The 21738-nt window shown below is 73.3% G+C and carries 17 protein-coding genes; 12 read left to right on the forward strand and 5 right to left on the reverse strand.

What is annotated here, in order from left to right:
- Positions 1-29: 29 nt before the first annotated feature.
- Entirely contained in the window at positions 30-821 is a 792-nt protein-coding gene (locus Saso_RS00785; RefSeq protein ID WP_189916955.1) for a PspA/IM30 family protein, read from the reverse strand.
- 299 nt (positions 822-1120) lie between these two features.
- Here Saso_RS00785 and Saso_RS00790 point away from each other — a divergent pair, with 299 nt between their 5' ends.
- Both Saso_RS00790 and Saso_RS00795 read left to right on the forward strand, forming a co-directional pair.
- Positions 1121-1717, forward strand: coding sequence for a DUF3043 domain-containing protein (locus Saso_RS00790; protein WP_189916956.1), 597 nt, complete (start codon positions 1121-1123; stop codon positions 1715-1717).
- 83 nt (positions 1718-1800) lie between these two features.
- Complete coding sequence (locus tag Saso_RS00795; protein ID WP_189916958.1) at positions 1801-2511, forward strand: class I SAM-dependent methyltransferase; 711 nt, start codon at positions 1801-1803, stop codon at positions 2509-2511.
- Positions 2512-3415: 904 nt separating this feature from the next.
- Here Saso_RS00795 and Saso_RS00800 read toward each other — a convergent pair.
- The gene (locus Saso_RS00800) at positions 3416-3628 is read right to left on the reverse strand and encodes a hypothetical protein (RefSeq protein WP_189916960.1); all 213 of its coding nucleotides are present in this window, start codon (positions 3626-3628) and stop codon (positions 3416-3418) included.
- 114 nt (positions 3629-3742) lie between these two features.
- Between Saso_RS00800 and Saso_RS00805 the strand changes: the two genes are divergently transcribed.
- Positions 3743-4966: a bifunctional adenosylcobinamide kinase/adenosylcobinamide-phosphate guanylyltransferase gene (locus Saso_RS00805; RefSeq protein WP_189916962.1), complete on the forward strand. Its 1224-nt coding sequence runs from the start codon at positions 3743-3745 to the stop codon at positions 4964-4966.
- Between the two features lie 49 nt (positions 4967-5015).
- On the opposite strand, the gene Saso_RS00810 is transcribed toward Saso_RS00805, so the two are convergent.
- Entirely contained in the window at positions 5016-5915 is a 900-nt protein-coding gene (locus tag Saso_RS00810) for a class I SAM-dependent methyltransferase (RefSeq protein ID WP_189916964.1), read from the reverse strand.
- Positions 5916-6063: 148 nt separating this feature from the next.
- Between Saso_RS00810 and cobT the strand changes: the two genes are divergently transcribed.
- From cobT to Saso_RS00825, 3 genes are all read left to right on the forward strand, one after another.
- A complete protein-coding gene (cobT, locus tag Saso_RS00815) occupies positions 6064-7203 on the forward strand; it encodes a nicotinate-nucleotide--dimethylbenzimidazole phosphoribosyltransferase (RefSeq protein ID WP_189916966.1) in 1140 nt (379 codons plus the stop codon).
- Between the two features lie 141 nt (positions 7204-7344).
- Entirely contained in the window at positions 7345-9072 is a 1728-nt protein-coding gene (locus Saso_RS00820) for a phosphatidylglycerol lysyltransferase domain-containing protein (RefSeq protein ID WP_189916968.1), read from the forward strand.
- Complete coding sequence (locus tag Saso_RS00825) at positions 9069-9875, forward strand: hypothetical protein (RefSeq protein ID WP_229900973.1); 807 nt, start codon at positions 9069-9071, stop codon at positions 9873-9875. Before Saso_RS00820 ends, Saso_RS00825 begins: the two co-directional genes overlap by 4 nt.
- A 20-nt stretch (positions 9876-9895) precedes the next feature.
- Here the strand turns inward: Saso_RS00825 and Saso_RS00830 are convergent, their stop codons facing one another.
- Positions 9896-10660, reverse strand: coding sequence for a hypothetical protein (locus Saso_RS00830; RefSeq protein ID WP_189916970.1), 765 nt, complete (start codon positions 10658-10660; stop codon positions 9896-9898).
- A 68-nt stretch (positions 10661-10728) separates the two neighbouring features.
- On the opposite strand from Saso_RS00830, the gene Saso_RS00835 reads away from it, so the two are divergent.
- The gene (locus Saso_RS00835; protein WP_189916972.1) at positions 10729-11514 is read left to right on the forward strand and encodes an adenosylcobinamide-GDP ribazoletransferase; all 786 of its coding nucleotides are present in this window, start codon (positions 10729-10731) and stop codon (positions 11512-11514) included.
- Positions 11515-11548: 34 nt separating this feature from the next.
- Here the strand turns inward: Saso_RS00835 and Saso_RS00840 are convergent, their stop codons facing one another.
- Positions 11549-12379 carry an endo alpha-1,4 polygalactosaminidase gene (locus Saso_RS00840; protein WP_372442392.1) on the reverse strand — a complete coding sequence of 277 codons (831 nt, stop codon included), beginning with the start codon at positions 12377-12379 and terminating at the stop codon, positions 11549-11551.
- 379 nt (positions 12380-12758) lie between these two features.
- Here Saso_RS00840 and Saso_RS00845 point away from each other — a divergent pair, with 379 nt between their 5' ends.
- The 5 genes from Saso_RS00845 (at position 12759) to aceE (ending at position 21682) form a co-directional block, all read left to right on the forward strand.
- Positions 12759-14285 (forward strand): leucyl aminopeptidase, encoded by a 1527-nt coding sequence (locus tag Saso_RS00845; RefSeq protein ID WP_189916976.1) that lies wholly within the window; start codon positions 12759-12761, stop codon positions 14283-14285.
- A gap of 272 nt (positions 14286-14557) precedes the next feature.
- Entirely contained in the window at positions 14558-15946 is a 1389-nt protein-coding gene (gene lpdA / locus Saso_RS00850) for a dihydrolipoyl dehydrogenase (protein WP_189916978.1), read from the forward strand.
- Between the two features lie 66 nt (positions 15947-16012).
- A complete protein-coding gene (gene sucB / locus Saso_RS00855) occupies positions 16013-17785 on the forward strand; it encodes a 2-oxoglutarate dehydrogenase, E2 component, dihydrolipoamide succinyltransferase (protein ID WP_189916980.1) in 1773 nt (590 codons plus the stop codon).
- A gap of 264 nt (positions 17786-18049) precedes the next feature.
- A complete protein-coding gene (locus Saso_RS00860; RefSeq protein ID WP_189916982.1) occupies positions 18050-18673 on the forward strand; it encodes a GntR family transcriptional regulator in 624 nt (207 codons plus the stop codon).
- 303 nt (positions 18674-18976) lie between these two features.
- Entirely contained in the window at positions 18977-21682 is a 2706-nt protein-coding gene (aceE, locus tag Saso_RS00865) for a pyruvate dehydrogenase (acetyl-transferring), homodimeric type (protein ID WP_189916984.1), read from the forward strand.
- The last annotated feature ends 56 nt before the right edge of the window (positions 21683-21738 follow it).

The raw sequence follows: 21738 nt of genomic DNA on the forward strand, positions 1-21738 counted from the left end.
CCTCCTCGGCTCCGGTCCCCGGCGCCGGGTCACTGCTTGTCGAAGCGCGGGGTGTCCTGCGGCTGCTGCTGGGAGTGCGACTGACCGGTACCGCCCTCGATGGCCTGCTGGGGGGCACCGCCGGCGAGCTCGGCCTTCATGCGCTGAAGTTCCAGCTCTACATCCGTACCACCGGAGAGCCGGTCCAGCTCGGCCTGGAGGTCGTCCTTCGCGATGCCCGTCGGGTCGTCGAGCGCGCCCGAGGCCATCAGCTCGTCGAGGGCGCCCGCCCGGGCCTGGAGCTGGGCGGTCTTGTCCTCGGCCCGCTGGATGGCCAGGCCGACGTCGCCCATCTCCTCGGAGATGCCGGAGAAGGCCTCCCCGATGCGGGTCTGCGCCTGGGCGGCGGTGTAGGTGGCCTTGATGGTCTCCTTCTTCGTACGGAAGGCGTCCACCTTGGCCTGGAGCCGCTGGGCCGCGAGGGTGAGCTTCTCCTCCTCGCCCTGGAGCGTGGAGTGCTGCGTCTCGAGGTCGGTGACCTGCTGCTGGAGGGCCGCGCGGCGGGAGAGGGCCTCGCGGGCCAGGTCCTCACGGCCGAGGGCCAGTGCCTTGCGGCCCTGGTCCTCCAGCTTGGAGGACTGCGACTGCAACTGGTTCAGCTGTAGTTCGAGGCGCTTGCGGGAGGTCGCGACGTCGGCGACGCCGCGGCGGACCTTCTGGAGGAGCTCCAGCTGCTTCTGGTACGAGTAGTCGAGGGTTTCGCGCGGGTCCTCGGCCCGGTCAAGGGCCTTGTTCGCCTTCGCGCGGAAGATCATCCCCATACGCTTCATGACACCGCTCATGGGCTTCGCGCGCCCCCTTCTGACGTCCAGCTCCAGCTCTGCGACAGAACCCACAGTACGGGCCCTGCATCCATTGACGCACTGTTCGGGGACGGATGCGCTCATCCCCAAGGACGACTGACCAAGACCTTGCTCCGGCGTAGGGAGTAGGTGACCTTCAGGGTGAGCGATAGGTCACCCTGCGCCCCTTCTTCCCCGGAGCTGTCCCGGTCTGTCCCTGTTCTACAGACGACTGGTGTTGCCGGATCGTTCCCCTCGGGGCTGGGGTCCATGCCCGCGAGCGCTTACCCTTGGGTTTTGTGTTCCGAAGCCGTGCCAAGGAAGAGAAGGCCCCCGCCGCCAAGGCCGTGGTGACCGACTCCATGCAGCCCCGCGACCCGCAGGCCAAGAAGGGCAGGCCCACGCCCAAGCGCAGTGAGGCCCAGACCCAGCGCCGCAGCGTCGCCCACACCACGACGTCCCGCAAGGACGCCGCCAAGCGTCAGCGCAACGAGCGCCGCGCCCAGCTGGACAGGCAGCGCCAGGCGCTGGCCGGCGGCGACGAGCGTTACCTGCCGGTCCGCGACAAGGGCCCGGTCCGCAAGTTCGCGCGCGAGTTCATCGACTCCCGGTTCAACGTGGCGGAGTTCTTCCTGCCCATGGCCGTGGTCATCCTCGTGCTGAGCATGGTGCGGGTGGGCTCGCTCCAGACCATCGCGCTGCTGCTGTGGCTGATCGTGATCGTGCTGATCGTGCTCGACTCGTTCGTGACGGCCTTCCGGCTGCGCAAGCGGCTCGCCGAGCGCTTCCCCGACCAGAACCGGCGGGGCGCGGTGGCCTACGCGCTCATGCGCTCGCTCCAGATGCGCCGGCTCCGGCTGCCCAAGCCGCAGGTCAAGCGTGGAGCGCGGCCCTGAGCACAGCGGCTTTCTCCGGGGGGGCGGCCGAGGCCTGGCTGAACAGGCTGGGCGGGCTGCGTGATGTCGTACGACAGGAGCTGGTGGCCCGGCAGCTCGACGAGCAGATAGTGGGGCGCTACCCGGTGGGGCAGCGGCTGCGGGTGCTCGACGTCGGGATGGGCCAGGGCACGCAGGCGCTGCGGCTGGCCCGGCTCGGGCACCAGGTGACCGGCCTCGAACGGGACGCGACGATGATCGCCGCTGCCCGCGAGGCCCTGTGCGGAGAGCCCGAGGGCATCCGGGAGCGGATGCGGATCATCGAGGGCGACGGCCGGGACACCGGCGTGCACTTCCTGCCCGGCAGCTTCGACGTGGTGCTGTGCCACGGCGTACTGATGTACGTCGAGGAGCCGGACGCGCTGCTCGCGGGGCTCGCGCGGATGCTGGCCCCGGGCGGACTGCTGTCGCTGCTGGTGCGCAACGCGGACGCGCTGGCCATGCGGCCGGGGCTGTCCGGTGACTGGGCGGGCGCGCTCGGCGGCTTCGACACCGTGTCCTACCGCAACCGGCTCGGTCTCGACGTGCGGGCGGACCGGCTCGCGACCCTGACCGACGCGCTCGCGGGCATCGGGGCGCCGCTCCAGGCCTGGTACGGCGTGCGGGTCTTCACGGACACGGCACCCGACGGGTCGCGGCTGCCGGAGGACCCCCGGGAACGGGAGAGTCTGCTCTCCGCGGAGGAACGGGCCGGCCGCACCGACCCCTACCGCCAGGTGGCGGCCCTGCTGCACCTGTGCGGAGTCCGCGGCTGAGACCCCGCACCGGCGCGCACCGCTGGAACCTGCGCCGACGCGCAGGGCTGAGCCCGCACCGGCGCACGCGGCCCGGAGCCCGCGTCGGCACGCAGGGCTGAGCCCGCATCGCGCACGCGGCCGCGGCCGCGAGCCCACGTCGGCGCGTGCCGCTGAGAGTCCACGTCGGCAGGCGCGGCTGACGTCGCGGGGCGGCGCGGCCTGACGGCCTGGGGCGGCGCGCGGGAACACAGCCGCCCGGCGGCGGCCCGCCCGCCGACCGTCGGCACCACGGGGCCGCCGACAGCACCTGCACCGGACCCGCACCCCGGACGCCCGGCCACCGGCCGACGGCGCCCGGCCACGGGCCGAAGACGCCCCGCGCCATGGGCCAAGGACAACCGACCGCGGGCCGGGCACAGCGCACGGCTCGGCCGGTACGCCACCGCCAGTCGGCTGCGCGGCTCGGCGGGCTAGCGGCCGCGTGCCGACGGCACGGTTCGGCCGCGCCGACCGGAGACCGGACACGGCGCCTTGCCAGGAACCCCCTGTGAACCGGCGGCATGCCGACGGCGGAGCCGCGGGCCGACAGCCGAACGGCACGGCGGCGCGCCCGGGGGAAGGCCTCCCGGGGCGGGCGGGCCGTGGCGGACGGAGACCGGGCGGGCCGTGGCGGGCCAGGGCGGCCGGGGCCGGGCGCAGCCGGTAGGGGCGGGGCCTGGCGCAGGTGGTGAGCGGCCCGTGGCGGCCGACGTGAGGCGCGGCGGGTGGGCGGCCGAAGTGAGGCGCGGCCGGTGGGCGTCGAGGTCCGGGGCGGCCTCGGACGGGGGCTTCGCGCGGGGGCGGGACGGTCGGGCCGCCGGGGCGGAAGGATTCACCCGTGGGGGTGGTCGGGGTGGCCTTGGGGGGCCACCCCGACGGAGGGCTACGCCTCGTTCGCGTGCAGGCTCATCGGGCCGTAGATCTCGGTGGAGTCCTCGAAGAGCCGGACCTGGTCCGCGCCGCCTTCGAGGAGGTCCTTCCAGGCTTCCCCGATCCAGGACTCGGCGTCCCCCTGCGTGGTGAACTCCTCGGGCTGCACCGCGGGTTGGACCTCCGTCCCGTCGGCCTTCTCGAACCGCCACGTCCATGCCGCCATGTACGCCTCCCAGCTGTGACCACGTGCAGAGCAGAAGCCGGATCTTGGTCCGGCTTCTGCTGTGCAGCCTAGTCGGAGGCGCAAGACCTGGTCGGACACGCGAAAATCAGCTCCGTGGAAGTGACTCTGCTCGGTACCGGTGCCCCCGCGGGACTGCCCCGCCCCGACTGTCCCTGCGCCGTGTGCGCGACCTCCCTGGGGGCGCACGCGCGCGCGGCGACCGCGCTGCTCGTCGACGGGGCCCTGCTCCTCGACCTGACGCCGGGCGCGGCCTTCGCCGCCGCGCGGGCGGGGCATTCGCTGGGCGGGGTGGCCCAGGTGCTGCTGACGCACCCGCACGACGGGCCCCCGGTGGAGGTGCCGGCCGGGCTGCCGCAGCCCGGCCGGGTGCCGGACGGGCGGGAGTTGACCCTGCTGACGGGGCATCGGGTGCGGGCGGTGGCGATGGACGCGCCCGGCACGGGGTACGCGGTGACCGGCCCGGACGGGCAGCGGCTGCTGTACCTGCCGCCCGGTGGCGCACCGGCCGGTCTCGGGGAGGGTCCGGGCACGGCCGAGCGCTACGACATGGTCCTCGCGGACCTGGTGGGGCGCCCGGACGCACTGGCCAAGCTGCGGGCGGTGGGCGCCGTGGGGCCGACGACGGACGTGGTCGCCGTCCATCTGGACCACGACGTGCCGCCCGGCGCGGAGTTGCGGCGGCGGCTCGCGGCGGCCGGGGCGCGGGCGGTGCCGGACGGGTCGACGCTGATCGTGGGGGTGTACGAGGACGTGCCGGACGTGTCGCGGCGGACGCTGGTGCTGGGCGGGGCCCGCTCGGGCAAGTCGGTGGAGGCCGAACGGCGTCTGGAGTCCTTCCCGGACGTGCGTTACGTCGCCACCGGGGGGAGCCGGGGCGGTGACACCGAGTGGGCGTCCCGGATCGCCACGCACCGCGACCGGCGGCCGGGGTCCTGGCAGACGGTGGAGACCTGCGATCTCGTACCGCTGCTCGCTCAGGACGGGGCGCCGCTGCTGATCGACTGTCTGTCGCTGTGGCTGACGGACGTCATGGACTCCGTCGGGGCGTGGGACGACGCCCAGTGGGCGGACGGCGGCGAGCGGGCCCTGCGCTCACGGGTGGCGGAACTGGCGGCGGCCGTCCGCTCGTCGCGCCGCAGTGTCGTGCTGGTCTCCAACGAGGTGGGCTCGGGGATCGTGCCGGCCACGGCGTCGGGGCGGCGCTACCGCGACGAGCTCGGGCGGCTGAACGCGGCCGTCGCAGCCGAGTGCGAGGAGGTGGTCCTGGTGGTGGCCGGCCAGGCTCTGGTGCTCCGTGGCCCGGCCCCCGGCACCTGACGGCGACCGCCCGCGCGGGCGACGCGACGGCGGGAGCGGTGCGCGGGGGTCACGTCCGCCGGGCGATGACCCGGTAGGCGTTCGAGAAGGGGGTGCGGCTCAGGGCCGGGGCCAGCAGGTGGTCGAGGGCGCCGGCCAGGGCGGTGAGGGGCCCGGCCGCCCCGCGCAGTCGGCTCCGGTCCATGCGGAGCGAGGTGGCCGCCGCCAGGTCGCGGGGCACGTGCGGACCGCGGTGGTCGGTCACGACGATCTCGCAGCCCTGGGCCTCGAGTTCGGCCCGGAGGTTGGCCGACGGGATCAGGTGCAGATGGCGCGGCTGGTCGTGGGAGGGCCACCACTTGCCCAGCACGGCGGCGGACGCGCTGGCCGGGTCCGGGAGTTCCAGGAGGAGGTGCCCGCCCCTGCGCAGGGCCGTCAGCGCGGCAGCGATTTCCCTGCGGGGGTCCGGGGTGTGCTCCAGGTGGTGGAGCATGCTGACGACGTCGTAGCGGCCGCGCAGCCGGGACAGCACCTCCGGGGCCGTCAGGCCGCCCACGTGGGCCTCCTCGAGCCGGCCCGCCGCCCGCGCCCGCTCCACCCGGGGATCGGGGTCCACCCCGTCGAACGAGGTGTAGGTGAACACCTCCTTCGCCGCCGCGGGGAAGGAGGCGTCCCCCGTGCCCACGTCGAGCCAGCTCTCCGGCTCGGGGAACGGCAGCATCGCGCGGGCCGTCGCCCGCAGCCGTGCGCGGCCGGCGCGTTCGTCGCCCTCGGCGGAGTACAGGGCCAGCCCCTCGGCGGTCAGCCGCGGGTTCTGGAAGGCGTGCGCGCAGTCCCGGCACTCGTCGACGACGAAGGTGCCCGGCCGGCGGTGGCGCAGGTCCGGTGCGCGCAGCCGGGTGCGCAGGCACCTGGAGCCGCACCAGGGGCAGTCGTCTCTGCGCGGCTCGTGGACGGGCCTGGGGGGCATGAGCGGCTCCGGGATGGCATCGGGAACGAACGACATTCAGCAGCAAAACGGAACGTATGGGATACGGATCTTGGGTGCAAAGACGTCACGCGGAGGTGGTGGCGATCTGGCGCGGAACCGTGCGTTCGATGCCGGTACTGTTCGGCGAATGAGCTCGCTTAATCTCGACGACTTCACCGATCTGATCGAGCGCCCGGACGGCGGCGTGCGCCGCGACGCGGAGGAGCGCCGGGAACGTCAGATCGTGCCCCCCGGAGCGCTGGGCCGTCTGGACGACCTGGGTGAGTGGCTGGCGGCGGCGCAGAGTTCGTCGCCCGTCCGGCCGGTCGAGCGGCCGCGCGTGGTGCTCTTCGCCGGCGACCACGGCATCGCCGCGCTCGGCGTCTCGGCCCGGCCCGCGGGCAGCGCGACGGAGCTGGTGCGCGAGGTGATCGAGGGCGGCCGTCCGGTCTCCGTGCTCGCCCGCCGCCTCGGCGTGCCCGTGCGGGTCGTGGACATGTCGCTGGACTGCGAACCCGACACGTTCCCGCCGGACGTCGCGCGGCACCGGGTACGGCGGGGCAGCGGCCGCATCGACATCGAGGACGCGCTGACCCTGGAGGAGGCCGAGGCGGCCTTCCTGGCGGGCGTGGCCGTCGCGGACGAGGAGGCGGACTCCGGCACCGACCTCGTCGTGCTCGGGGACATCAGCGTCGGGGGGACGACGGCCGCGGGGGTCCTGGTGGCCGCGCTGTGCGGGACCGACGCGTCCGTGGTGACCGGGCGGGGCGGGGAGGCCATCGACGACCTCGCCTGGATGCGCAAGTGCGCCGCCGTCCGGGACGCGCTCAGGCGGGCCAGGCCGGTGCTCGGTGAGCAGTTGCAGCTGCTGGCGACGGTGGGCGGGGCCGACCTCGCCGCCATGACGGGTTTTCTGCTCCAGTGCGCCGTGCGGAAGTTGCCCGTCGTGCTGGACGGGGTCGTGGCGGCCGCCTGTGCGCTCGTCGGGCAGCGGGTCGCGTTCCGGGCGCCGGACTGGTGGCTGGCCGCCCACAAGAGCGGTGAACCGGGCCAGGCCAAGGCGCTCGACCGGATGGCCCTGGAACCACTGCTCGACCAGGGCGTGCGGGTCGGGGAGGGCGCGGGCGGCCTGCTCGCGCTCCCGCTGGTCCAGGCGGCGGCCGCGCTGGCGGCCGAACTCCCCGAGAAGCCGCGGATCCCCGACGTGGAGCCCGGGACCCCGGACGAGGAGCCCGCGGAGCGGGCCGAGCAGACCGGGGACGCCGTGGAGGGGTCGCAGGCACCGTAGGCGGCGGGTCCCCCGGCGCGGCACGCGGAAGACCCGCAGGCACGCAGACCCGCAGACCCGCAGGTGCGCCAAAGGGGCAACAAGGGACAGGCGGCGCCAAAAGAGCGGTTTCCCCCAAGTGCACCCATATGATCACCGCTCATGGGCAACACCCGGGGCGCCGCCGCCTTCGCCGTCTGGTACCTGCGCGCCGTCGCGTTCGTCAACTTCCTCAGTGCGGTGTGGGTTTCCCTGGGGCAGGACGTGCGACGGCACAACCAGGAGAACCTCTTCACGCCGTACCTGCTGACGGCGGGCTTCGCCTCCGGCGTCTTCACCGCGTTCCTGGCCGTCACCATGCGGCGGCGCAAACGGGCCGCGTGGATCCTGAACCTCGGGATGAGCGGGGCGTTCCTCGCGCTGCTCGCGCCGGCCATGGCCTTCCCCGAGATCCGGCGCCATCCGCAGAACTGGGTGTCGCTGGCGCTGACCGCCGCCTTCGTCGTGGCGCTGCTCGCCGGCCGGCGGGAGTTCTACGCGAAGGGGGACCGGTCCAATCCACGGCTCGCCGCGGCCGTCGGCGCCGGCGGCCTGCTGGGCGCGTCGCTGCTGGCCGCGCTGCTGGTGACGGTCACCGACCGGGCCCCGGTCCCCTCCACCTTCCTGGAACGCTGGCGCTACGGCACCCTGCGGCTGGTGTCCGTCGCCGCCGACGACCCCCGTGTCCAGGGCATCGCGCCGCCCACCTGGGTGGACGTCGCCGTCAACGTGCTGAGCACCGCGCTCGTCCTCGCCGTCCTGTACGCCGCGTTCCGTTCCCGGCGGGCCGTCGACCCGCTCACCGAGGACGACGAGAAACGGCTGCGGGAGCTGCTCGACCGGCACGGCGAGCGCGACTCGCTCGGCTACTTCGCGCTGCGCCGGGAGAAGAGCGTGTGCTGGTCGCCGACCGGGAAGGCCGCCGTCGCCTACCGCGTCGTCGGCGGGGTGTCACTGGCCTCCGGGGATCCGCTCGGGGACCCGGAGGCGTGGCCCGGGGCCATCGGGCCGTGGCTCGCCGAGGCGCGGGCGCACGGGTGGATCCCGGCGGTGATGGGAGCGGGCGAGGAGGCCGGGACGGTGTACGCGCGGCACGGTCTCGACGCGCTGGAGCTCGGGGACGAGGCCCTCGTCGAGGTCGCCGAGTTCACCCTCGAGGGGCGGGCCATGCGTACCGTCCGCCAGGCCTGCAACCGGGTCCGGCGCGCCGGGTACACCGTGCGGGTACGACGGCACGAGGACATCCCGGCCGACGAGATGGCGTACCTGCTGCGACGGGCCGACGACTGGCGCGACGGGGCCACCGAACGCGGGTTCAGCATGGCGCTGGGGCGGCTCGGGGACCCCGAGGACGGGCGCTGCGTGATGCTGGAGTGCGCCGACGCCGACGGGGAGCTGAGGGCCCTGCTCTCCTTCGTGCCCTGGGGGCCTCACGGGCTGTCCCTCGACCTGATGCGGCGCGACCGCGACTGCGACAACGGGCTCATGGAGTTCATGGTCGTCGAACTGCTCCGGCGGGCACGGGAGTCCGGGGAGCTGGGGATCACCCAGGTGTCGCTGAACTTCGCGGTCTTCCGCGCCGTCTTCGAACGGGGCGCGCGGCTGGGCGCCGGGCCGGTGCTGCGGCTGTGGCGGTCGCTGCTCGGTTTCGTCTCCCGCTGGTGGCAGCTGGAGTCGCTGTACCGCGCCAACGCCAAGTACCGGCCCATCTGGGAGCCCCGCTTCCTGCTCTTCGAGAAGAGCGCGGACCTGCCCCGCATCGGTATCGCCTCGGCACGGGCGGAAGGGTTCCTGGAGGCGCCGGGGCTGCCCGGCCGGCGGCGCCGGGGGCACCTGGAGACCCACCGGTGAGGACGGTGGCCCGCTGGGCCCGCGCCGAATGGGGACCGCTGTACGGGGCCGCGCGGGCCTGCCTGTCCGAACGGCGCTGGTGGGCCGTCCCGATGACCGTGGGGGCGGTGTGCCTGACGTCGGTGGCCCAGATCGTGCAGAACCAGGCGTGGGGCTACCGGCCGGTGCAGGACATCGGGGCGGTGCGGGCCGAGGACCCCCTGTGGCTCGCGCTGCTGCGCACCCCGGTCTCCCTGTTCGTCCCCGCGCTGGACCTGCCGGTCTGGGGTGCGCTCGCCCAGATCCTGCTGGTGCTGGGCCTCGCGGAGCTGTGCCTGGGATGGTGGCGCACCCTCGTCATCGCCTACGCCGCCACGCTCGCCGGCACGCTGTACGCGCGCGTGGGCATCGCCCTCGGTCCCGGCAGCCCCTTCGGTCTGCCCGCCGCCGACGCCCGGATCGTGGACACCGGTCCGTCGGCGGCCGTGGTCGGCCTCGCGGTGTTCCTGGGCTGGCGCTACCGCGCGTACGCGACGGTGGCCGCGGTGATCGCCGCGATAGTGGTCGAGGTCGTGCTGAAGAACAACCTGGCGGGCCGGGAGCACCTGGCGGCGATCGCGGCGGTGCTGGCGCTGTGCGCGGTGACGGACGCCGTGGGCGGCGACCGCCGCCACCCCGCCCGCCGCCACCACGCCGCCCGGCGCCCACACCCCGGCCCCGGCCCGGCCCGGCCCGCCGCCCCCGGATCTCGGCCCCGCCGGACACCCCCCGTGAGCCTCACCCGGGGCGAGAAGCCCGGCCACGGCCGGAAACCCGCCCCGTAGGCGGCCGTGGCCGGACGGGGTCAGTCGGGAGGGTGGGAGCGGGCCAGTTCCGCCGTCGTCTTGCCGCCGAGCCAGTCCCCCACCGTCCGCCGCGGTCCCGTCCAGCGGCGGTCGTGCCGGTAGGCCCGCAGCACCGCCTTCGCCCGGGCCCGCGGCCGTCGCCGGTAGAAGCGGCGGGCCCAGGGCGAACCGGGCCGGGCCAGCCGCACCAGGCCCAGCAGGCCCAGGAACGGGATGAAGACGCTGAACACGGCCATGGCCGGTTTGCCCTTGCTCAGGACCGCCAGGAAGAACAGGAAGTTGATCACGACGGTCGAGATGACGCTGCCGCGGTCCTGGAGCTCGTCGTGGCTCAGGTCGTTGACGCCGAACGGCGCGTAGCCCACCAGCACCAGCCCGACCAGCGCCGCCGTGAGGACCACCGCCTCCACGCTCTTGCGACCCGCCTCCGTCCAGTACACGTCGTCGAGGTGCAGGATCAGCGCGAACTCGTCGAGGACCAGGCCCGTACCGATGCCGAAGACCACCGCGAAGGCACCCGACCCGAAGCCGTGCCGGCCGCTCGCCACCGCACCGAAGCCGCCCACCACGGTCAGGACGACACCGGGCACCACGTGGTGGATGTGCACCCCGCCGGAGCTGATGTTCCCGAAGGGGCCCCGTCCGGCCCGGATGAGCCGGGTGACGACCCGGGTGATCAGGAAGGTGAGGACGAACGCGGTCAGCGCGAGGAGCAGCGGGAGCTTGCCCGGTTCGACGACGTTGCGCTGCACCCACTGGCCCATGCCCTCCAGTGTCGCGGGACGCGGGCCCGGGTGCCTCGCGGGCGGGGCGTCCGGGCTAGTGTGCCGCCGTGTCCACGACCTCGCCCTTCGACGGGCTCCGCTTCGCCTTCGGCACCCTCACCGTGATCCCGGTCCAGGTGACCCGCTGGGACCGCGGGGCCGCGCGCGGGGGCATGCTCGGCGCCCCCGTGGTGGGACTGACCGTCGGCGGCTGCTCGGCCGCTCTCGGTCTGCTGCTGCTGTACCTGGGCGCGGGCCCGCCGCTCGCCGCCGTCGCCTCCGCCGCCGTACCGGCCGTCCTCACCCGCGGTCTGCACCTCGACGGGCTGGCCGACACCGCGGACGGTCTCGGCAGCGGCAAGCCCGCCGAGGACGCGCTGCGGATCATGAAGCAGTCCGACATCGGCCCGTTCGGCGTGCTCACGCTGGTCCTGGTGCTGCTCGCCCAGGTCGCCGCCCTGGCCCAGCTCTACGGCGCCTCCTGGGCCCGGGGCGCGCTGGCCGCCGTCGTCTCGGCGGTCGCCGCCCGGCTCGCGCTGACCCTCGCGGCGCGCGCCGGGGTCCCCGCCGCCCGGCCGGAGGGGCTCGGGGCGGCGGTCGCCGGTGTGGTCCCGGTGCGCGGGGCGCTGCTCGCCGTCGCCGCCGTCACCCTGGCGGCGGCGGGCGCGGGAGCGGGCTTCGGGCCCTACGGCGCCGTCCGTACGGCTCTGGCGGTCCTCGCCGCCCTCGCCGTCGCCGAGGTTCTCCTGCGGCACTGCACGCGCCGTTTCGGCGGGGTCACCGGGGACGTGTTCGGCGGTGTGGCGGAGACGGCGGCGACCACCGCGCTGCTCGTGCTCTGCCTGGGCCGCTGAGGAGCCGGTGCGGCTTCGCGCCGCCCGCTCCGGTCTAGCAGGCCTCGCGCCACACCCCCAGCTCGTACTTCTTGAGCAGTGAACTCAGCTTCAGACGGCGGGAGTCGGCGCAGAAGTCGCTCGTGGGCAGTTCGTACTCGACGTGGAAGACGGCCTTGCCCGCCGCGACGAAGGGGGTCAGTTCCTCGCACTCGTCGTACTGGGCGCACTGTTCGTTGACCGCGAAGTCGAAGTCGCCGACGAGCGCGGGGATCTGGTCGAGGTCGTTCTTCAGGCCGACCGACATGCCTCTGTCGTGGGCGAGCCGGGCGACGAGCCGGTTGTAGCGGAGCTGGTCGGCGGCGCCGAGCGGAAAGCCCGTGGTGTTCTTGTAGCCGTCCATGTTGTCCGGCTCGACGGCGTCGAACCCCTTCGCCCGGCACATGTCGAGGCGGGCCGCCATCAGGGGTTCCAGGACGTCCAACGCGCGGATGTCCAGCCAGCGTTCGCCCTTCCAGCCGTTGCCCTTGCCGATCACGGCGGCGGGGAAGTCCGCCGCGTCGGGGCGCCAGTCCTCCCAGGCGCCGGTGGAGAGGTAGCAGATGACCTTGCGGCCGTCGTCGTGCAGGGCCGCGACCGTGGCGGCGGTGTGGTCGAAGCCGTCGATGTCGTACACCGGCACGTCGACGGAGGTGTCCAGACGGCCGCTCAGCTGCCACTGCCAGCCGGTGCCGGGGCCCGGCCGCCAGCGCTTCCCGGCCGACGGACCGTCACCGCCCGTCCCCCTTTCGGGCGTCGCGTCCGCCGTCGCGGCCGGGGTCGCGCGCGACGGTCCCTCCGGTGCCGCGGCGCAGCCCGCGAGCGGCAGGGAGAGGAGGGACAGCAGCAGGATCGGGCGTCTCACCGGGCGGGCTCCAGGTCGGTCGTCGGCGTACCCCCCGATGATCTCCCATGGCGCCCGGCCGCGTCCCGGGGGCCGCCCCGGCGCACCCCGAACCCGGACCCGAGGGACCGGGGCCGGTCCCCGGGGTGCGAGGATCGGCACGTGGCTACGACGCCACCGACAGGTGAACTCGCGTGCATGAGCGAACGCACACGCACGCGTACGCTCGTTCCGGGATCCGCCCCGCCGGTCCGCCGCGCCGGTGAGGCACACCCCCGGATACGACAGCACCCCCGACCCGGTTCTAGGGTCGCTGTCGGGCCCGGTCGACCCACACATTCCGGCCACCGCAACTCCACATCGGAAGCGAGATTTCACCACCGTGACTGCTCTCACTCTCAGCACCGCCGCGGCGCCCGGCCTCCGGGCCGACGCGATCGTGATCGGTGTCGCCAAGGGCGCGAAAGGCCCGATCGTTGCCCCGGGCGCCGAAGCCGTCGACAAGGCCTACGACGGCAGGCTCGCCGCCGTCCTGGAAACCCTCGGCGCCTCGGGGGCCGAGGGCGAGGTGACCAAGCTGCCCGCCCCGGCCGGCTTCAAGGCGCCGCTCGTGCTCGCGGTGGGGCTCGGCACGGAGCCCGCGAAGGACGCCGGGTTCGAGCCCGAGGCGCTGCGCCGGGCGGCCGGTTCGGCCGCCCGCACCCTCACCGGCGCCAAGAAGGCCGCCTTCGCCCTGCCGGTGACCGACGCGGCCGACCTCGGCGCGATCGGCGAGGGCGTGGTGCTCGGCGCGTACTCCTTCGACGCCTACAAGCACGACGGCAACGATGCCAGGGCCAAGGCCGGCAAGGCGCCCCTCGCCGAGGCCGCCCTGCTCGGCGGGAAGCCGCGCGACGCCGCCCACAAGGCCGCGCTGCTGCGGGCCGCCGCCGTGGGCCAGGAGCTCAACCGCGCCCGCGACCTGATCAACATGCCGCCGAACGACCTCGACCCCCAGGCGTTCGCGGCGCTGGCCCAGACGGCGGCCAAGGAGCACGGCATCAAGGTGCAGGTGCTCGACGAGAAGGCCCTGACCAAGGGCGGCTACGGCGGCATCCTCGGCGTCGGCGCGGGCTCGGCCTCCGCCCCGCGCCTGGTGAAGCTGTCGTACACCTCCTCGAAGGCCGACAAGACCCTCGCCTTCGTCGGCAAGGGCATCACCTACGACTCGGGCGGCATCTCGCTGAAGCCGGCCGGCCACAACGAGACGATGAAGTGCGACATGAGCGGTGCGGCGGCGGTCTTCGCCGCGGTCGTCGCCGCCGCGCGGCTCGGCCTCGAGGTGAACGTCACCGGCTGGCTCGCGCTGGCCGAGAACATGCCCTCCGGCTCCGCCACCCGCCCGGGCGACGTGCTGCGCATGTACAGCGGCAAGACCGTCGAGGTCCTCAACACCGACGCCGAGGGCCGGCTGGTCCTGGCGGACGCGCTGTGGGCGGCCTCCGCGGAGAAGCCGGACGCGATCGTCGACGTCGCGACGCTGACCGGCGCGATGATGCTGGCGCTGGGCAGCCGGACCTTCGGGATCATGGCGAACGACGACGCCTTCCGCACCGCGGTGCACGAGGCGGCCGAGGAGGTCGGCGAGCCGGCCTGGCCGATGCCGCTGCCGGAGCACCTGCGCAAGGGCATGGACTCCACCGTCGCCGACATCGCGAACATGGGCGAGCGGATGGGCGGCGGGCTGGTGGCCGGTCTCTTCCTGCGGGAGTTCGTGGGCGAGGGGATCACGTGGGCGCACCTCGACATCGCCGGACCGGCGTTCAACGAGGGCGGCCCGTTCGGTTACACGCCCAAGGGCGGCACCGGCACCGCCGTGCGGACGCTGGTGCGGCTGGCCGAGCTGACCGCCGCGGGCGATCTCGGATGACGTTCGCCTGACGACCCGGTCGGTTTCCGTCGCACGGCGACCGCAGGGGCGTGGGGGCTGGTCGCGCAGTTCCCCGCGCCCCTTTCGGGCGCTCATCTGAACGTGGGACGTCTCACACCCCGGCCCCGCGTCTCGTTCGCCTCCCGCAAGTGCGAAGATGGGCCTCGGCAGGACAGGGCCCCCACCACAGGGCCGAAGAAAGAGCGGCCGGACACCAGCCGCCGGCGGTCAGCGACGACCGGCGCACGGCGCACATGCATGGAGGACGTGACGTGGCGAACGACGCCAGCACCGTTTTCGACCTAGTGATCCTCGGCGGTGGCAGTGGCGGTTACGCCGCGGCCCTGCGCGGGGCGCAGCTGGGACTGGACGTCGCCCTGATCGAGAAGGACAAGGTCGGCGGCACCTGCCTGCACCGGGGATGCATCCCCACCAAGGCCCTGCTGCACGCGGGCGAGATCGCCGACCAGGCCCGCGAGAGCGAGCAGTTCGGCGTCAAGGCCACCTTCGAGGGCATCGACGTCCCCGCCGTCCACAAGTACAAGGACGGTGTCATCTCCGGCCTGTACAAGGGGCTCCAGGGGCTGATCGCCTCCCGCAAGGTGACGTACATCGAGGGTGAGGGCCGGCTGTCCTCCCCGACCTCCGTCGACGTCGGCGGACAGCGCGTCCAGGGCCGCCACGTGCTCCTCGCGACCGGCTCCGTGCCGAAGTCGCTGCCGGGCCTGGAGATCGACGGCGACCGGATCATCTCCTCGGACCACGCCCTCGTCCTGGACCGCGTGCCGAAGTCCGCGATCATCCTGGGCGGCGGTGTCATCGGCGTCGAGTTCGCCTCGGCCTGGAAGTCCTTCGGTTCCGACGTGACGGTCATCGAGGGCCTCAAGCACCTCGTCCCGGTCGAGGACGAGAACTCCTCCAAGCTGCTCGAGCGCGCGTTCCGCAAGCGCGGCATCAAGTTCAACCTCGGCACCTTCTTCTCCAAGGCCGAGTACACGGCCGACGGCGTCAAGGTCACGCTGGCCGACGGCAAGGAGTTCGAGGCCGAGGTCCTGCTGGTCGCGGTGGGCCGCGGGCCCGTCTCCGCCGGTCTCGGCTACGAGGAGCAGGGCATCGCGACGGACCGCGGCTACGTCCTGGTCGACGAGTACATGCGCACCAACGTCCCGACCGTCTCGGCCGTCGGCGACCTGGTCCCCACGCTCCAGCTCGCGCACGTCGGCTTCGCCGAGGGCATGCTGGTGGCGGAGCGTCTGGCCGGCCAGAAGGTCGTCCCGATCGATTACGACGGTGTCCCCCGGGTGACGTACTGCCACCCCGAGGTCGCCTCCGTGGGCATCACCGAGGCCAAGGCCAAGGAGATCTACGGCGCGGACAAGGTCGTCGCTCTGAAGTACAACCTCGCGGGCAACGGCAAGAGCAAGATCCTGAACACCGCGGGCGAGATCAAGCTCGTCCAGGTGAAGGACGGCGCCGTGGTCGGCGTCCACATGGTCGGCGACCGCATGGGCGAGCAGGTCGGCGAAGCCCAGCTGATCTACAACTGGGAGGCGCTGCCCGCCGAGGTCGCGCAGCTCGTCCACGCCCACCCGACGCAGAACGAGGCGCTCGGCGAGGCTCACCTGGCCCTCGCGGGCAAGCCGCTGCACTCGCACGACTGACCCTCGGTCGTAGCACGTCGAAGCGACGACTCAGACTTCCGCAATTCGTAAGGAGCAACCGAAACCATGGCGGTTTCCGTAACCCTTCCGGCGCTCGGCGAGAGCGTCACCGAGGGCACTGTCACCCGCTGGCTGAAGGCCGAGGGTGAGCGCGTAGAGGCCGACGAGCCGCTGCTCGAGGTGTCGACCGACAAGGTCGACACCGAGATCCCCTCCCCCGCCGCCGGCATCCTGGCCTCCATCAAGGTCGCCGAGGACGAGACGGTCGAGGTCGGCGCCGAGCTGGCCGTCATCGACGACGGCACCGGCGCCCCGGCCGCCGCTCCGGCGCCGGCCGCCGAGCCGGTCGCCGAGCCCGCCCCGGAGCCGGCCGCTGCCGCGCCGTCCACCGAGCAGGCGGCCCCGGCCCCCGCTCCCACCGCCGAGGCCGCCAGCGGCGGCGGTTCCGCCGAGGGCACGGACGTCGTCCTGCCCGCGCTCGGCGAGTCCGTCACCGAGGGCACCGTCACCCGCTGGCTGAAGCAGGTCGGCGAGGAGGTCGCCGAGGACGAGCCGCTGCTCGAGGTCTCGACCGACAAGGTCGACACCGAGATCCCGGCGCCCGTCGCCGGTGTGCTGCTCGAGATCACGGTCGGCGAGGACGAGACCGCCGAGGTCGGCGCCAAGCTCGCCGTCATCGGCGCCCCGGGCGCGGCTCCGGCCGCCGCCCCGGCCCCCGCCGCTCCGGCGCCCGCCGCCGCTGCCCCGGCCCCCGCGCCTGCCCCGGCTCCGGCCGCGCCGGCTCCTGCGCCCGCCCCCGCCCCGGCGCCCGCCCCGGTCGCCGCGGCCCCGGCCCCCGCGCCCGCGCCGGCCGCTCCGGCTCCGGTCGCCCCGGCCGCCCCCGCGCCCGTCGCTCCCGCGGGTGACGACGGCGCCTACGTGACCCCGCTGGTGCGCAAGCTCGCCGCCGAGAACGGCGTCGACCTGGCCGCCGTCAAGGGCACCGGTGTCGGCGGTCGTATCCGCAAGCAGGACGTCCTCGCCGCCGCCGAGGCCGCGAAGGCCGCCGCCGCGGCTCCGGCTCCGGCCGCCGCCGCGCCGAGCGCCGCGAAGAAGGCTCCGAAGCTGGAGGCCTCCCCGCTGCGCGGCCAGACCGTCAAGATGCCCCGCATCCGCAAGGTCATCGGCGACAACATGGTCAAGGCGCTGCACGAGCAGGCGCAGCTGTCCTCGGTCGTCGAGGTCGACATCACCCGGCTGATGAAGCTCCGCGCGCAGGCGAAGGACTCCTTCGCGGCCCGCGAGGGCGTCAAGCTCTCCCCGATGCCGTTCTTCGTGAAGGCAGCGGCCCAGGCGCTGAAGGCCCACCCGGCCGTCAACGCCCGGATCAACGTCGAAGAGGGCACGATCACCTACTTCGACACCGAGAGCATCGGTATCGCGGTGGACTCGGAGAAGGGCCTGATGACCCCGGTCATCAAGCACGCGGGCGACCTGAACATCGCCGGCATCGCCAAGGCCACGGCCGACCTGGCGGGCAAGGTCCGTGCGAACAAGATCACCCCGGACGAGCTGTCCGGCGCGACCTTCACCATCAGCAACACCGGCTCGCGCGGCGCGCTGTTCGACACGATCATCGTGCCGCCGAACCAGGTCGCGATCCTCGGCATCGGTGCCACGGTCAAGCGTCCGGCCGTCATCGAGACGGAGGAGGGCACGGTCATCGGCGTCCGCGACATGACGTACCTGACCCTGTCCTACGACCACCGTCTGGTCGACGGCGCCGACGCGGCCCGTTACCTGACCGCGGTCAAGGCGATCCTGGAGGCCGGCGAGTTCGAGGTCGAGCTCGGCCTCTGACCTGCCGGTGACCCCCACGGCTCAGCACGGGTGCCCCCGTCCGGACTTCCGGGCGGGGGCTTTCCGTTCGCCGGTCCCGGACGGCTCCCGGCCGGGACCTGTCCGGTACCGGTCTTTACAGAGCGGCTCCGGTGTGGACGTGTAAGTCTCGTCTCACCTGCGTAAAAGCGCCCCCGTGCGCCTCTCCTCCACGGGCCCCCGGCCGTATTGTCTAAACGTCAAACGCCCCCGGAGGCCCGTGCGGCCCCTCTCGAAGGAGCCTTCATGACCGCGCCCGTCGTCCACTCGCTGCGCGAACAGATCCGCGAGCACATCGTGGAGGGGATCGTCAGCGGGCGCTGGAAGCCGGGCGAGCGGATCGTGGAGCGCCGGATCGCGACCGAGCTGGAGGTCAGCCAGACGCCGGTGCGGGAGGCGCTGCGCGAGCTGGAGTCGCTGCGGTTGATCGAGTCCGCGCCGAACAAGGGCGTGCGGGTGCGCAACCTGACGGCCGCGGACCTGGAGGAGAGCTACCCCGTGCGGGCCGGTCTGGAGGCGATCGCGGCGGAGCTGGCCGCGCAGCGCCTGGCCGACGACTGCTCGGCGCTCGAACCGCATGTCGCCGCGCTGTACGAGGCGGACCGCGACGCGGACGGCACGGCCCAGGTGCGGCACACCGTCGGGTTCCACCGTGAGCTGGTGCGGGCGGCGGGCAACTCGGTCCTGCTGCACACCTGGGAGGGTCTCGGCATCGAGGTGTTCACGGCGCTGTCGATCCGCTGGCTGGGGACCGTGCAGCAGTCGTACGCGGAGGAGCACGAGGAGCTCGTCCAGGCGTTCCGGCGGCAGGATCCGAGGATCGCCGAGCTGGTGAAGGCGCACGTCCTGGGGTGCGCTCCCCGCCCGTAGGCGCCGTTGTTCAGTGGAGCGTACACGCGCTCATACGTGGGCTCCGACCTGCGAAAACCCCCATTTCACGCGGCACCGGGTGCCTGCCCGACAGGCACCCCGTGCCTACTTTCTCGCAATCGAGAGGTTTTGCCCTTCAACCCTTTGATCGATCATCGATCAGGGGGTTACAGTCCTCGACGGGCCGCTGGCGGAGCCACACACGGCATCGCACCAGAGCCCCACGCCCTGTCCTGCCAAAGACCGAGGGCACCCCCCGATACACCTCACAGGGAACCCCCTTCGACTGAGGAAGGCGGCGACATGACCGACCCCCAGGCCATCCAGCCCAGCGCGCTCGACCAGCTCCCCGACCGGGACCCGGAGGAGACCGCCGAATGGCAGGCCTCCCTGGACGCGGTCGCCAAGGCGGCCGGGCCGCACCGTGCCGCGTACCTGATGCGCCGCACGCTGGAGCGCGCCGAGGGCAACGGCATCGCGCTGCCCAAGCTGCTCGAGACGGACTACGTCAACACCATCCCCACCTCCGCCGAGCCCTCCGCGCCCGGTGACCCGGAGATGGAGCGCAGGATCACCGCGTGGAACCGCTGGAACGCGGCCGCGATGGTCACCCGGGGCAGCAAGCACGGCGTCGGCGGCCACATCGCCACCTTCGCCTCCGCCGCCTGGCTCTACGAGACCGGCTTCAACCACTTCTTCAAGGGCAAGGAGGCCGACGGGTCGGGCGACCAGCTCTACATCCAGGGCCACGCCTCCCCCGGCATCTACGCCCGCGCCTTCCTCGACGGCCGGCTGACCGAGCAGCACCTCGACAACTTCCGCCAGGAGGCGGGCGGCAACGGCCTCCCGTCGTACCCGCACCCGCGCCGGCTGCCCTGGCTGTGGGAGTTCCCGACGGTGTCGATGGGTCTCGGCCCGCTCTCCGCCATCTACCAGGCGCGCTTCAACCGCTACCTCACCAACCGCGGCATCAAGGACGTCTCCGCGTCCCACGTGTGGGCGTTCCTCGGTGACGGCGAGATGGACGAGCCCGAGTCGACGGCGGCCCTCGCCCTCGCCTCCCGCGAGGGTCTGGACAACCTGACCTTCGTCATCAACTGCAACCTCCAGCGCCTCGACGGTCCGGTCCGCGCGAACTTCAAGATCGTGCAGGAGCTGGAGGCCCAGTTCCGCGGCGCCGGCTGGAACGTGATCAAGTCGCTGTGGGGCTCCGCCTGGGACGAGCTGTTCCAGCTCGACACCACGGGCGCGCTGGTACGCCGGCTGCGCGAGGTGCCGGACGCCCAGGTCCAGACGTACCAGACGCGCGGCGCCGCCTACATCCGCGAGGACTTCTTCGGCAAGGACCCGGCCCTGGCCGAGCTGGCGAAGCTGCTGAGCGACGACAAGATCCTCGAGTGCTTCCACCTCTCCCGCGGTGGTCACGAGGCGCGCAAGGTGTTCGCCGCCTACAAGGCCGCCGTGGAGTTCAAGGGCGCCCCGACGGTCATCCTGGCCCAGACGGTCAAGGGCCACACCCTCGGCGAGGGCTTCGCGTCGAAGAACGCCAACCACCAGATGAAGAAGCTCTCGGTGGACGAGTTCAAGACGATGCGCGACCTGCTCGAGCTGCCCATCAAGGACGCCGACTTCGTCGACGGCGTGGTCCCCTACGGCCACCCCGGCGCCGACTCCCCCGAGGTCCGTTACCTCCAGGAGCGGCGCGCGGCCCTCGGCGGCCCGGCCCCGGCCCGCCGTACGCACGCGCTCGCGCCGCTGCCGGCTCCCGCCGACAAGGCGTTCGCCTCCTTCGACAAGGGCTCCGGCTCCCAGAACGTGGCCACTACGATGGCCTTCGTCCGGCTGGTCAAGGACCTAGTCCGCGACAAGGAGACGGGCCGGCGCTGGGTGCCGATCGTCCCCGACGAGGCGCGCACCTTCGGCATGGAGAGCCTGTTCCCGTCGCTCGGGATCTACTCCCCCAAGGGCCAGACGTACGAGCCGGTCGACCGCGACCAGCTGATGTACTACAAGGAGGCCAAGAACGGCCAGATCCTCAACGAGGGGATCACCGAGGCCGGTTCGATGGCCGACTTCATCGCCGCTTCCACCGCGTACGCCACGCACGGCGAGGCGATGATCCCGTTCTACATCTTCTACTCGATGTTCGGCTGGCAGCGCACGGCCGACCAGATGTGGCAGCTCGGCGACCAGCTCGGCCGCGGCTTCCTCGTCGGCGCGACGGCCGGCCGCACGACCCTGACGGGCGAGGGCCTCCAGCACGCCGACGGCCACTCCCCGGTCATCGCCGCGACCAACCCGGCCGCGCTCAGCTACGACCCGGCGTTCGCCTACGAGATCGCGGCGATCGTCAAGGACGGTCTGCGCCGGATGTACGGCGAGGCCGCCCCCGGTGAGGACCAGAACGTCTTCTACTACCTCACCGTCTACAACGAGCCGATGCCGCAGCCGGCCAAGCCGTCGGACCCCGGTGTCGACCAGGGCATCCTCAAGGGCCTGTACCGCTTCAACACGGCGGAGTCGGCGGGCGTGCAGGTGGCCGCCGCCAATGCCCCGCGCATCCAGCTGCTGGGCTCCGGCACGGCGATCCACTGGGTGCTCAAGGCGCAGCGGATGCTGGCCGAGGAGTGGGGTGTGGCCTCGGACGTGTGGTCCGCCACCTCCTGGACCGAGCTGCGCCGCGACGCGCTGGAGGCCGACGCGGCCCTGCTGCGCGGCGAGGAGCGGCTGCCGTACGTCCGGCAGGCCCTCCAGGGCGCCGAGGGCCCCGTCCTCGCCGTCTCGGACTACATGCGCCAGGTCCCCGACCAGATCGCGCAGTGGGTCGAGCAGGACTGGTCCTCGCTGGGCGCGGACGGCTTCGGCCTCTCCGACACCCGTGAGGCGGCCCGCCGGCACTTCGGCGTCGACGCGGAGTCGGTCGTCGTGGCCGCGCTCGCGCAGCTCGCCCGCCGCGGCGAGGTCAAGGCGACCGCGGTGAAGGAGGCGCGCGAGCGCTACGGCCTGTAGGTCACGTTTCGACGAAGGGGGGTACGGCTGCGGCCGTACCCCCCTTCGCTGTCGGT

It is taken from the genome of Streptomyces asoensis, from assembly GCF_016860545.1.
Lineage (GTDB): Bacteria > Actinomycetota > Actinomycetes > Streptomycetales > Streptomycetaceae > Streptomyces > Streptomyces asoensis.